Genomic DNA, 11,981 nt, shown 5'->3' with positions numbered 1-11,981 from the left:
GCATGACGCTGAGACCCTTCCTTGCCGCGACGCTCACCGCTGTGGCCCTCGTCTCCGCCGCCCAGCCCGCCCTCGCCCAGCTCCGCAGCGTCGTCGTCCCGGCGGAGGGCGCCGTCGTCATCCCCCCGCGCAGCGCGCCCCGCCTGGCCGCCCGCCCCGCAGGCAGCGGCGTTCCGATCCCGCCCTCTCGCCCCGGCCGCCCGGCCCCCATGATGCTGCCCGACACCGGCATGGGCATCGCTGGTCCCGCCATGGGCATCCTGCTGCCAGCCCTCGCCGGCGCGCTGCTGGGCGGTAGCCTCAGCGGCTCCCGCACCGCCGGCAGCGGCGGCGGCGGTGGCACCTCCGGTCCCGTCCGCACCCGCTGAGCCTGCCTCGCCTGCCGGCTCCATCCGCCCTAAGAGGGCCGGAGACCGAGCCCTAAGCAGGGCCGGAGACCGAGGAGAGGAGGGCCTTATGCCCAGCCGCGACGCCGCCATTGCCCGCGCCACAGGTGATTTCGACAGCGGCGCCTTCCGCGACCGCTTCGCCGCCCTCGTCGCCATTCCCTCCACCTCGCAGGATCCGGCCGCCGCGCCGCAACTCCTTCGCTACCTGGAGGAGGGGATCACCCCCTGGCTCGCCCGCCTCGGCTTCACCTCCGCCATCCACCCGAACCCCGAGCCCGGCTGCGGCCCCATCCTCACTGCGACGCGGATCGAGGACCCCGCTCTTCCCACCGCGCTCCTCTACGGCCACGGCGACACCGTCCTCGGCCTCGAACCCGCCTGGTCCCCCGGCCTCGACCCCTGGACGCTGACCGAGCGGGACGGCCTCTGGTACGGGCGCGGCACCGCCGACAATAAGGGCCAGCACATCATCAACCTGTCGGCGCTCGAGGCCGTGCTGGCCGAGCGCGGCGGCCGCCTCGGCGCCAACGTGAAGCTCGTGCTCGAAATGTCGGAGGAGCTCGGCTCCAAGGGGCTGCGCGCCTTCGTCGAGAACCACCGGGAACTGCTGGCCGCCGACGCCCTCATCGCCTCCGATGGTCCGCGCGTGGAGCCGGGCCTGCCGACCATCGCCGCGGGCTCGCGCGGCAGCTTCATGTTCGACCTCGTCGTGCGGCTGCGGCAGGGCGGCGTGCATTCCGGCCACTGGGGCGGGCTGACGACGGACCCCGCCATCCTCCTCGGCCACGCCATCTCCTCCATCGCCGACCGGCACGGCCGCATCCTGGTCCGCGACTGGCTGCCCGGCGAGACCGTGCCCCCCGCCATCCGAGAGGCCCTGCGCGGCTGCCCCGTCGGTGGCGGGGAGGGCGCGGCCACCATCGACGAGGGCTGGGGCGAGCCCGGCCTGACGCCCGCCGAGAAGATCTACGGCTGGGCCTCCTTCATCGTCCTCGCGATGAGCTGCGGCAACGTGGCCTCCCCCGTGAACGCCGTGGCCCCTGAGGCGCGTGCCGTCTGCCAGATCCGCTACACCGGCGACAGCGACCCTGCACGATTCGAGCCCGCGCTGCGCGCCCATCTCGACTCGAACGGCCTGGAGAAGGTCGCCATCGAGCGCACGGGCATCCGCATGCCCGCCAGCCGCACCCCGCCGGACAATCCCTGGGTGCTCTGGACGAAGGCAAGCATGGAGCGCTCCCTCGGCACTCGCGTGCAGGTGACGCCGAACGCCTCCGGCGGCCTGCCTGGCGATGTCTTCGTGGATCTGCTCGGCACCCCGCTCGTCTGGGTTCCACACTCCTACAACGGCTGCAAGCAGCACGGCCCGGACGAGCACGTCATCCCCGCCATGCTGCGCGAGGGCTTGGCCGCCTTCGCCGGCATCTGGTGGGACCTGGGGGAAGGGGGCACGCCGCGGCGGGGCTGAGCCCCGCCGGCCCTCGCGGCGGACCTTCGCCAGGAAGCCTCCACGACCGCCTGGGCCCGTCCGCCTACCAAGGTGATTGAGGACCGGCTTTCCGGCAGTTCCTCTCCGAGACCGGGATCGCGGGGGATCGCCACGGCTTAACCCGGCACACGACGGGCAGAGACGCTTCGGCCAGGCGCTCCGCCCCTCAAGAAAGGGGCGGCCCCGCCGGCCGGCCGTCAGTGCTCGAACTCGAAGACCAGCTCCGCCACTTCGCCTCGGCGCCCCGCCCGCACACGGTCCGCCAGCCGCGCGATCAACGCCGCCGAGACGCGCCGCATTGCCTCGTTCAGCGCGTCCTCCCCCTCCGCCGCCATCAGCGCGGCCGCGTCCGGTGCGTCCTCGGCCGCCAGCGGCAGCGGCGTGCCCGCGTGCTCCAGCCGGCAGCGAAGGTTGAACTCGTCGAAGCTGGCTGAAAGGGTGACACGCCCCTCCGTACCGGCTTGCCGCAACGCCTCCAGCGCCTCGCCGAGCGCGACACCCGCGCGGACGACCACCTCCGCCCGTGCGCCCCAGGCCCGGCCCTGGCGTTCCAGGAACTCGGCGGCCTGCCGCGCCTCCGAGGCAGGGTCCAGCACCAGCACGGCCGTCTGCCGCACGCCGATCCGCAGCAGGGCGTTCAGCAGCACCGCGGCGACCGAGCCGACCGTCAGCCCCGAGGTCACGATCACCCGGCTCCAGCCCGGCGAGGCATGGGCGAGGGCCGGCAGCAGCATCACCCCCGTGCCGCAGACGAGCGCGAGGCCTACGGTGAAGCCCCGCTGCGTGTTCATCATGCGCGAGGTGGCAAGCCCCATGCCGGAGACGATCAGGAAGGCCGCGGTATAGACGAGGATCCCGCCGATCACCGGCGCCGGCGTCAGCGCGATCAGCCCCGCCACCATCGGACAGAAGGCCGTCGCCATCAGCACCAGCCCGGCCGCGGCGCCCACACGCCAGGCTGTCACGCCCGTCGCGTGCGCGAGGCCGAGATTGGCGGAGGAGGTCCCGCTCGCGAGCAGCCCCGTGGCGCCCTGCGCGACATGCACCAGCCCCATCCCCGTCACGGCGCGCGCCACGACCGACATGTCTACGCGCCGCCACTGCGCGTCGTTCATCTTGTCCATCGATAGCACGCCGCCGAAGAGGTCCATCACCCCGATCAGCTGCGCGACGAGGAAGACCGCGATCGGCGCCAGCGCGAAGCTCGGCGCCGGCAGGTCGAGCCCCAGCAGCGGCACCGCGAGCGGCGGCAGCGCGGAGAGGCTCGCCAAGCCGCCCGGCTCCGCCGCCCCCGTCAGCACCGCCACCAGCGTGCCGGCCAGCGCCCCCACCACCATGGCCAGCCGCCGCAGCACGGGCGGCGCCCAGAGCGAGACCGCGATGATGCAGGCGATGGTCGCGAGGGCGGAGACGATGGCCGCCTGTGAGACCTCCCCCGCCGCCGTCAGCCCCACCCCGCGCGAGAGCCCCGTTCCCACCAGCGAGAGCCCGAGCATCAGCACCACCACCCCGATCACCTCGGGTGGGAACACGGCGCGCAGGCGCGGGATGAGCCGCGCGAAGCCGATCGCCGCGATGCCCGAGACGATGGTCGCGCCCATCGCCGCGCCCAGTCCGTAATTTCCCGCCACCGAGATAAATATCGACAGCCGCGCGGCGGATGGGATGGCCACGAGGATCATGCCCGCCCCCAGCCGGCTCGGCACCGCCTGCAGCAGCGTGGCCACCCCCAGCAGGAAGATGCTGCCGCTGACGAAGGCGCTGACCCCCGCCGGCTCCAGTCCGATCGCCTGTCCGGCCACCACGGCGTAGAGCGAGAACATGAGCGAGAGGAAGGCGTGCTGCATCCCCATGTTGAGGGTGAGGCCGACCGGCGGCGCCTCGTTCAACGCGTAGAGCAGCTCCTCCGGCCGCGCCCGCTTCCAGGCGCGCGGCGGGGGGAGGAGACGATCGAGAAGGGATGGCATCAGCCGGGGCGGCGCTGGCCGCGGGATCCTCCCGCTGCCTGTGCCGATGCCCGGATGGGGCAGGCGGCAATTGCCCCGGCAGCCACGTTACGACCTGTCTCGAACCCCTTCGTCACCCGGTCCCGCTCCGAAGTAGAACACCGGGAAGGTCGCATCCCTTTTCCGGACACGCAATTTCGGCCGACCCAAATTTGCGGCGCCTGGTTTCAGTTTCGGAACGCGAGCGCGTGTCACCCTTCCTCACGCGCCGCTCCTCGCAGCGTTACATGCCCGGCCTCATCTTCGGTGTCCCAGAAGGAGGCACCAGATGAACCGCAAAATCACCCTCTCCGCCCTCGCGGCTACGGCGGCGCTCGGCGCCCTCGCGCTTCCGGCGCTCGCCCAGGGCCGCGGCCCCGCCGACCCGGTGCCGCGCGGCCCCGGCGCCATGTTCCGCGCCGCCGACGCGAACGGCGACGGCCGCGTCACCAGCGAGGAGGCCTGGTCCGCCCTCTCCACTCGCTTCGCCGACATGGACGCCAACAAGGACGGCGGTGTGACCTGGGAGGAGGCGCGCGCCTATTTCCAGGCCCACGGCCCCGCCCGCATGCAGCGCGCCGAGGCGCGCATGGAGGGCCGCGGCCAGGGTGTCTTCCGCGCCCTCGACGCCGACCGGGACGGCAAGGTCACGCTCGTTGAGCTGCGTCCGGCCGCCGAGGCGATGTTCCGTGCCCGCGACGCGAACGGCGACGGCGCGCTGACGCCGGACGAGGTGGGCCCACGGCATCGCCGCTGAAACACCATGCGGCATCGCCGCGCATACGGCACACGGCCGGGGAAGGGACCCCTCGGCCGCTCGTCGATAATCTGGAGGAGGTGAGGGGGCGGTGGTGGGCGCGACAGGGATTGAACCTGTGACCCTTCGCGTGTGAAGCGAATGCTCTCCCGCTGAGCTACGCGCCCTGATGGGGGCGGGATATCCCCGGGCACCCGGCCCTGTCAACCCATCGGCAACCCGTTGGCAGCTCGCTGGCAGCCCGCCTCCCCTGGTCAAACGCGGGCGGCGCCACGATCTAGAGGCGAGCAACGAAGAGGCCCCGCATGAGCCCGGCCCGCCCGCCGCGATCCCTGCTTGCCGCTGCCCTGGCGTTCCCTCTCGCCGCCCTGCTCCCCGCGCAGCCCGCGCGGGCGCAGCCGATTGCCGCTACCTACACCGTCTCCGCGGCGGGCGTGACGATCATGGAACTGAACGCGGTGCTCGACATTACCGACACTGCCTACAGCGTTGAGTTCCGCAGCCGCCTGCGCGGCGTTGCCTCCGCCTTCGGCAGCGGGGAGCTGGTCACGCGGGTTGATGGCGTCTGGCAGGGCGACCGCGCCCGCCCGCGCCGCTACATCTCTGAGGGATCGCTCCGCGGCGAGAGCCGCCGCACCGTCCTCGAGTGGCAGAACAACCAGCCCATCATCCGCGTGATGGTGCCCCCCAATGACACGGAGCGCCTGCCCGTGCCCGAGGCCGAGCAGCGCGACACGATCGACAATCTCTCCGCCGTCGCCCAGCTCGTCCGCCAGGTGCGCCGCGTCGGGCGCTGCGACGGCGCGGTGCGCGTCTATGACGGCCGCCGCCTTTCCTCCATGGCCGCCGGCACCCAGGGGCGCGATGCCTTCGCTCCCGCCCGCGACGAATGGTCCGGTACGGCCGTGAAATGCACCTTCGAGGGGCGCTTCCTCGCCGGCTACCGCCGCGACGAGGACGTCGAGACCGCCCGCCGCCCGCAATACGGCACCGCCTGGCTCGGCGAGAGTGCGCCGGGCGGCCCCGTCATCCCCGTGCGGATCGAGGCCGCCAGCCGCTGGTTCGGCACGATGAGCGCACGCCTCTCCAGCGTCGGCCCGCCCGGCCGGGTGCGGCCGGTCGCGAACTAGGGCGCTATCCTAAGGGGCCGCCGGGCCCGGCGGCTCCATGCCCCGCTCCCGCAGGATCGTTTGACCGGCCTCGCCCGAGAGCCGCGCGAGAAAGCTCCGCGCCGCTTCCCGCGCGTTGGGCGGGAGTCCGCCGGAATAGGTGGTGTAGAGTTGCACCTCCGCCGGCAGCGGCCCCACCAGCACCGCGCCCTTCACCGGCAGGATCTCGCTGATCTGGTGGATCGCCAGCTGCGCCGAGCCGTCCACTAACCGTTCCGCCACCAGCCCGCCCGGCACCAGCACGCTCCGCCCTCGCATCTCCTCGGCAATGCCGAGGCGCCCGAGCAGCCAGGCCACATGCGTCCCGCTCGATCCGCCCGAGGCCGGATCGATATAGGCGATCCGTGGCGCCGCCAGGATCGCGGCCTTCAGCGCCTCCACTGTGCCGATCTCCGGCCGCGGCGCGCCCTCGGCCACCGCGACGCCGATGCCGACCCGCGCCAGCGGCACCGCCCCCGCCGCTACCTGGCCCGCGCGGGTGAGGGCGTTCATCTGCGCCGGCGGCACCACCAGCAGGTCGAAGCTCTCGCCCCCTGTCACCCGCCGGGCCAGCGCCCCGGCCGTGTCGTTGTCCACCACCAGCCGGTGCCCGGTCTCGGCCTCCCAGGCGGGGGCGGCCGCCACCACCACGCCCTTGAAGGCGCCGGCCGTCAGCACCCGCACCTCGTCGGCCCTGGCGCCGCCGAGCACCAGCGCCGCCACCACGAATCCCAGTCCCGCCGAACGCCACCCCATGTCGCCGCCTCCCCGTTTCCAACCCGGGGGCGATCATGCGGCCCGAGTCACCCCCTCGCCAGCCCCGCGAGCAGTGCCGGCAGCTCGGCCGGTCCTGCCACCACCGGCGCCCCCTCTGCCATCTCCGGCGCGCCATAGCCCCAGGCCGCGAAAACGGGAGCGATCCCTGCCGCCTTGGCCGCCCGCGTGTCGTTGTGGTGGTCCCCCACAAGAACGGCGCGCGAGGCCTCGCCCCCCATCCAGGCGAGCAGCCCCAGCGGATGCCCCGGATGCGGCTTTCTCACGGGGAAGCTGTCCCCCCCGCCCACCGCGTCCAGAAGCGGCGAGAGGCCGAGGTCGTCGAGTACGATCCGCGCCGCCCGCTCGGGCTTGTTCGTGCAGACCGCCAGCCGCCACCCCGTCGCGCGCAGCGCCGCCAGCACCTCGGGGATCCCCTCGAAGGGCCGCGTCTCCTCTGCCGCATGGGCCTCGTAGTCGGTGAGGAACTCCGCGATCACCTCCGGGGAGGCCTCCAGTCCCCGTGCCCCGCAGGCTCGCTGCACCAGCACCGAAACCCCGTCCCCGATCATTGCCCAGACCTCCGGGCGGGAGAATCCAGGGCGCCCCAGCCGTGCCATCATCCGGTCAAGCGCGGAATGAATATCCGGTGCGCTGTCGATCAGCGTGCCGTCGAGGTCGAAGAGGGCGATGCGTTCCATTTATGCCCCATGCCATCCCCGATTCCGCACCGCAACGGGAGTTGACCGGCCACGGCCTTGCGGAACGGGTCGTCCAGGGGCTTAACGCCCCCATGACACGGGCTGCCATCCTCCTCGCCGCCGGGCTCGGCACCCGCATGCGCTCCACCCTGCCGAAGGCCATGCACCCCATCGCGGGCCGGCCGATGCTCCGCCACCTCATCGCCGCCTGCGAGGAAGTGTTCGACCGGATTGTGGTCGTCACCGGCCCCGACATGCCCGCGCTGGAGAAGGCCGCCGCCCCCCACGCGACGGTGATCCAGCACGACCGCCTCGGCACCGGCCACGCCGCCCTCCAGGCCGCGCCCCTGCTGGAGGGGCTGAACGGCGACGTCGCCGTCCTCTACGCCGACAATCCCCTCATCACCGCGGCGACCCTCCGCCGCCTTCTTGAAGCGCGGGAGGCGGCCGACCTCGCCCTGCTGGCCATGCGACCCGCCGACCCCGCCCGCTACGGCCGCGTCCTCCCGCACGAGGACGGCGGCATCTCCCGCATCGTGGAGTGGAAGGACGCGACGGAGGACGAGCGCGCCGTCGGCCTCTGCAATGTCGGCGTCATCTGCGCCCCCGGCGCCCAGCTCTTCCCCTGGCTGCGCGCCCTGACGAACGATAACGCCTCCGGTGAGTACTACCTCACCGACACCGTTGCCGCCGCCCGCGCCGCCGGCTTCCGCGCCGTGGCCGTCGAGGCCGACGAAGCGGAGTGCCGCGGCATCAACTCCCGCATCGAGCTTGCCGCCGCAGAGGCCGTCGTCCAGTCCCGCCTGCGCGAGGCCGCCATGGCCAATGGCGCCACCCTCATCCGCCCCGAGAGCGTGACGCTGAGCTTCGACACGCGCCTCGGCCAAGACGTGACCATCGGCCCCGACGTCGTCTTCGCCCCCGGCGTCACCGTGGAGGACGAGGTCGAGATCCGCGCCTTCTCTCACCTCGAGGGCTGCACGGTCCGCCGCGGCGCCACCATCGGCCCCTTCGCCCGCCTGCGCCCGGGCACCGAGGTCGGCCCCCGCGCCCATGTCGGCAACTTCGTGGAGTTGAAGGCGACCCACCTGGGGGAGGGCGCGAAGGCGAACCACCTCAGCTACATCGGCGACGCCACGATCGGGGCGGCCACCAACATCGGCGCCGGCACCATCACCTGCAACTACGACGGCTTCGCCAAGCATCGCACCACCGTGGGGAAGGGGGTCTTCATCGGCTCCAACGCCACCCTCGTCGCGCCCCTCACCCTGGGCGACGGCGCCTTCGTGGCCGCTGGCTCCACCATCACCACGCACGTCCTGCCCGACGCCATGGCCTTCGGCCGCGCCCGGCAGGAACAAAAAGAAGGTCGCGCCGCGACTTTCCGCCTCGAGAGACGTTCCCTCACCGTAAAGAAGGAGCAGCGCTGAATGTGCGGCATCGTCGGCGTCGTCGGTCAGGTCGAGGCAGCTCCCCGCCTTCTGGAAGCCCTCCGCCGGCTGGAATACCGCGGCTATGACAGCGCGGGCATCGCAACTCTCGTGAACGGGCATGTCGAGCGTCGCCGCGCCGAAGGCAAGCTTGGCAACCTGGCCAACGTGCTGGAGCAGGACCCGCTGCCCGGCACCACCGGCATCGGCCACACGCGCTGGGCCACCCACGGCGCCCCCACCACGCGCAACGCCCATCCCCACGGCACCGCCCGCGTCTCGATCGTCCATAACGGCATTATCGAGAACCATGCCGAACTCCGCTCCGAACTGGAGGGGGAGGGCGCCGAGTTCGAGACCGAGACCGACACCGAGACCTTCGCCCGTCTGGTGGACCACCACCTCGCCCGCGGCGACAGCCCGGAAGCCGCCTTCTCCGGCGCCCTCAAGCGCGTCCACGGCGCCTTCGCCCTCGCCGCCGTCTTTGCCGGCCACCCCCGCAAGCTCCTCGTCGCCCGCCAGGGCGCCCCGCTCGCCATCGGCTACGGGGAGGGCGAGATGTTCGTCGGCTCTGACGCCCTCGCGCTCGCTCCGCTCACCCGCCGAATCGCCTATCTCGATGAGGGCGACTGGGCCGTGGTCGGCGAGGCCGACGCCCAGGTCTTCGACGCCGCCGACCAGCCCGTTGAGCGCGCGGTGAAGATCACCGCCTTCTCCGGCGCCGCCATTGGCAAGGGCAACTACCGCCACTTTATGGAGAAGGAGCTGCACGAGCACCCGGCCGTCATCGGCGACACGCTCCGCCAGTACGTAGACCCCGCCTCGCGCGCCGTGGCCCGTCCGTCGCTCCCCTTCGACCCCGCGACGCTGCCCCGCCTCTGGCTCTCCGGCTGCGGCTCGGCCTTCCTCGTCGGCCAGACCGCCCGCTACTGGTTCGAGGGCCTCGCCCGCATGCCGACCGATTGCGACGTGGCGAGCGAACTCCGCTACCGCGATCCGCCGCTGACCGAGGGCGCGGCCGCCATGTTCGTCTCCCAGTCCGGAGAGACCGCCGACAATCTCGCGGCCATGAAGCTGCTGCGCGCGGGTGGTCAGTCTCTCGTCTCGATCGTGAACGTGCCCGAGAGCAGCATGGCCCGCGAGAGCGACGCCACGCTGATGACGGTCGCCGGCCCCGAGATCAGCGTCGCCTCCACCAAGGCGTTTACCGCCCAGCTTTCGGTCATGGCCTGCCTCGCGATCAACTTCGCCCGCGCCCGCGGCGCCATCGACGCGGCCGAGGAAGCACGCCTCACCCACGCGCTGCTGGAAGTGCCTGAGCACGCTGCGCGGATCCTCGACGCGACCTCCGAGATCGAGGCGGTCGCCGCCGATATCCTTGAGGCCCGCGATGTCCTTTACCTCGCCCGCGGCAGCCTCTTCCCCATCGCGATGGAGGGCGCCCTCAAGCTGAAGGAGATTTCCTACATCCACGCTGAGGGCTATGCCGCCGGCGAGATGAAGCACGGCCCGATCGCGCTGATCGATTCGAAGGTGCCGGTGATCGCCCTCTGCCCGAGCGGTCCGCTTTTCGAGAAAACCGCCTCCAACCTGCAGGAAGCCGCGGCCCGCGGCGGCCGCATCATTGCCTTCACGGACGAGGAGGGCGCCGTCGCGCTCCGCCGCTTCGCCTCCCGCGTCGTGGTGCTGCCGAAGGTCGATCCCTTCGTTGCGCCCATCCTTCACACCATCCCCGTGCAGATGCTCGCCTATTACGTCGCGGTGCTGAAGGGCACGGATGTGGACCAGCCGCGCAATCTCGCGAAGGCCGTGACAGTCGAGTAATCCGCGCCGGTTGCGCGTTGTGCCCGCCACCGCGCGGGCGTAGTGGGACAGGGAACGGCCTGGCCGTGCGGAATGCGATCCCGCGGCCTTGCCTCCCGTCTGGCCAAGGAGTCCGGCCATCCCATGAGCCAGACCGCGCTCGCCCCCGAAGCCACGACCGCGCCGGCCGCCACGGCCTCAGGCAAGCTCGCGGGCAACACAGGGGGCAGCGCGGGCGGAACCGCCTTCACCGTGCTGCTCTCGCTCAGCTTCTGCCACCTGCTGAACGACATGATCCAGTCGCTCGTGCCGGCGCTCTACCCCATCCTGAAGGCCAACTACGCACTCGACTTCGGCCAGATTGGCCTCATCACGCTTGCCTTCCAGTTCACGGCCTCGCTGCTCCAGCCGCTCGTCGGCCTCGTCACGGACCGGCGGCCGATGCCCTACTCGCTGCCGGTCGGCATGGCTTCCACCCTCGTCGGGCTGCTCGTCCTCTCCCAGGCCTCCAGCTATCCGGTCATCCTCATGGCCGCCGCCCTCATCGGCATCGGCTCCTCGGTCTTCCACCCGGAGTCCTCGCGCGTCGCGCGGCTCGCCTCCGGCGGGCGGTTTGGCCTCGCGCAGTCCCTCTTCCAGATGGGCGGAAATTTCGGCCAGGCGATCGGGCCGTTGCTGGCGGCCTTTGTCGTCGCCCCGCGCGGGCAGGGCAGCGTCGCCTGGTTCTCCGCCGCCGCGCTGCTCGGGATGGTCGTGCTGTTCCGCGTCGGCGGCTGGTACGCGCGCAACCGGCAGGTCGCAATGCCGGGCGGGCGAAGGGCGGGAAGCGGCGCGGTGGTCGAGCTGCCCCGCAAGCGCGTCACCTTCGCCATTGCCGTGCTGGTGATGCTGCTCTTCTCGAAGAACGTCTACACGGCCAGCCTCAGCTCCTACTACACCTTCTACCTCATCAACCGCTTCGGCCTCTCGGTGCAGTCGGCGCAGGTGTTGCTCTTCGTCTATCTCGGCGCGGTGGTCCTCGGCGGGCTCGCGGGCGGCGCGGTGGGCGACAGGATCGGCCGCCTGCCGGTGATCTGGTTCTCCATCCTCGGCGCGCTGCCATTCACCCTCGCGCTGCCCTATGTCGGGCTGGTGCCGACGGTGGTGCTGACGGTCGTGATCGGCCTGATCATGTCCTCCTCCTTCTCCGCCATCCTTGTCTACGCGCAGGAATTGCTGCCAGGGAAAGTGGGGCTGGTGGCCGGGCTGTTCTTCGGCCTCTCCTTCGGGCTCGGCGGCCTCGGCGCTGCCGCGCTCGGGGAACTGGCGGACAGCATCGGCATCGACGCCGTCTACCGCCTCTGCTCCTTCCTGCCCCTTCTCGGCCTGCTCACCGCGCTGCTGCCGAACGTGGAGGGGCGCGCGGCCCCGGCTTGGGTGACGCGCCTCCGCCAGCGCGGGTAGAGGGTCTGGCAGACCTGAGATCCGTTCGTCCTGAAGCTGGAAGGCTCCCCGGGCAAGCCGCTACGACCGGCTCCGCGTCCTGA

Annotated in this window: 10 protein-coding genes and 1 tRNA gene; 7 read left to right on the top strand and 4 right to left on the bottom strand. The window is 72.0% G+C overall.

Going from position 1 to position 11,981, the window contains the following annotated elements; translation table 11 throughout:
- Positions 1-2: 2 nt before the first annotated feature.
- A complete protein-coding gene (locus D9599_RS01340) occupies positions 3-368 on the top strand; it encodes a hypothetical protein (protein WP_198379396.1) in 366 nt (121 codons plus the stop codon).
- An 88-nt stretch (positions 369-456) separates the two neighbouring features.
- Positions 457-1,857, top strand: coding sequence for a M20/M25/M40 family metallo-hydrolase (locus D9599_RS01335; protein WP_198379395.1), 1,401 nt, complete (start codon positions 457-459; stop codon positions 1,855-1,857).
- A 218-nt stretch (positions 1,858-2,075) separates the two neighbouring features.
- On the opposite strand, the gene D9599_RS01330 is transcribed toward D9599_RS01335, so the two are convergent.
- Complete coding sequence (locus tag D9599_RS01330; protein ID WP_198379394.1) at positions 2,076-3,845, bottom strand: uracil-xanthine permease family protein; 1,770 nt, start codon at positions 3,843-3,845, stop codon at positions 2,076-2,078.
- A gap of 307 nt (positions 3,846-4,152) precedes the next feature.
- Here D9599_RS01330 and D9599_RS01325 point away from each other — a divergent pair, with 307 nt between their 5' ends.
- Positions 4,153-4,620, top strand: coding sequence for an EF-hand domain-containing protein (locus D9599_RS01325; RefSeq protein WP_198379393.1), 468 nt, complete (start codon positions 4,153-4,155; stop codon positions 4,618-4,620).
- A gap of 92 nt (positions 4,621-4,712) precedes the next feature.
- On the opposite strand, the gene D9599_RS01320 is transcribed toward D9599_RS01325, so the two are convergent.
- Positions 4,713-4,787 (bottom strand) — tRNA-Val (locus tag D9599_RS01320).
- 138 nt (positions 4,788-4,925) lie between these two features.
- Between D9599_RS01320 and D9599_RS01315 the strand changes: the two genes are divergently transcribed.
- Positions 4,926-5,750 carry a DUF3108 domain-containing protein gene (locus D9599_RS01315; RefSeq protein ID WP_198379392.1) on the top strand — a complete coding sequence of 275 codons (825 nt, stop codon included), beginning with the start codon at positions 4,926-4,928 and terminating at the stop codon, positions 5,748-5,750.
- A gap of 9 nt (positions 5,751-5,759) precedes the next feature.
- Here the strand turns inward: D9599_RS01315 and D9599_RS01310 are convergent, their stop codons facing one another.
- Entirely contained in the window at positions 5,760-6,524 is a 765-nt protein-coding gene (locus D9599_RS01310; protein ID WP_198379391.1) for a substrate-binding domain-containing protein, read from the bottom strand.
- 47 nt (positions 6,525-6,571) lie between these two features.
- A complete protein-coding gene (gene gph / locus D9599_RS01305) occupies positions 6,572-7,222 on the bottom strand; it encodes a phosphoglycolate phosphatase (RefSeq protein ID WP_198379390.1) in 651 nt (216 codons plus the stop codon).
- A 92-nt stretch (positions 7,223-7,314) separates the two neighbouring features.
- Between gph and glmU the strand changes: the two genes are divergently transcribed.
- From glmU to D9599_RS01290, 3 genes are all read left to right on the top strand, one after another.
- On the top strand, positions 7,315-8,652 hold the full coding sequence (glmU, locus tag D9599_RS01300; RefSeq protein WP_232480011.1) for a bifunctional UDP-N-acetylglucosamine diphosphorylase/glucosamine-1-phosphate N-acetyltransferase GlmU: 1,338 nt from the start codon (positions 7,315-7,317) through the stop codon (positions 8,650-8,652).
- Entirely contained in the window at positions 8,653-10,476 is a 1,824-nt protein-coding gene (gene glmS, locus D9599_RS01295) for a glutamine--fructose-6-phosphate transaminase (isomerizing) (RefSeq protein ID WP_198379388.1), read from the top strand.
- Positions 10,477-10,599: 123 nt separating this feature from the next.
- Entirely contained in the window at positions 10,600-11,898 is a 1,299-nt protein-coding gene (locus D9599_RS01290; RefSeq protein ID WP_198379387.1) for an MFS transporter, read from the top strand.
- Positions 11,899-11,981: the final 83 nt, after the last annotated feature.

Origin of the sequence: Roseomonas sp. KE2513 (assembly GCF_016107305.1) — a bacterium.
Classification (GTDB): domain Bacteria; phylum Pseudomonadota; class Alphaproteobacteria; order Acetobacterales; family Acetobacteraceae; genus Roseomonas.
This window is presented reverse-complemented; position numbering and strand designations above follow the sequence as displayed.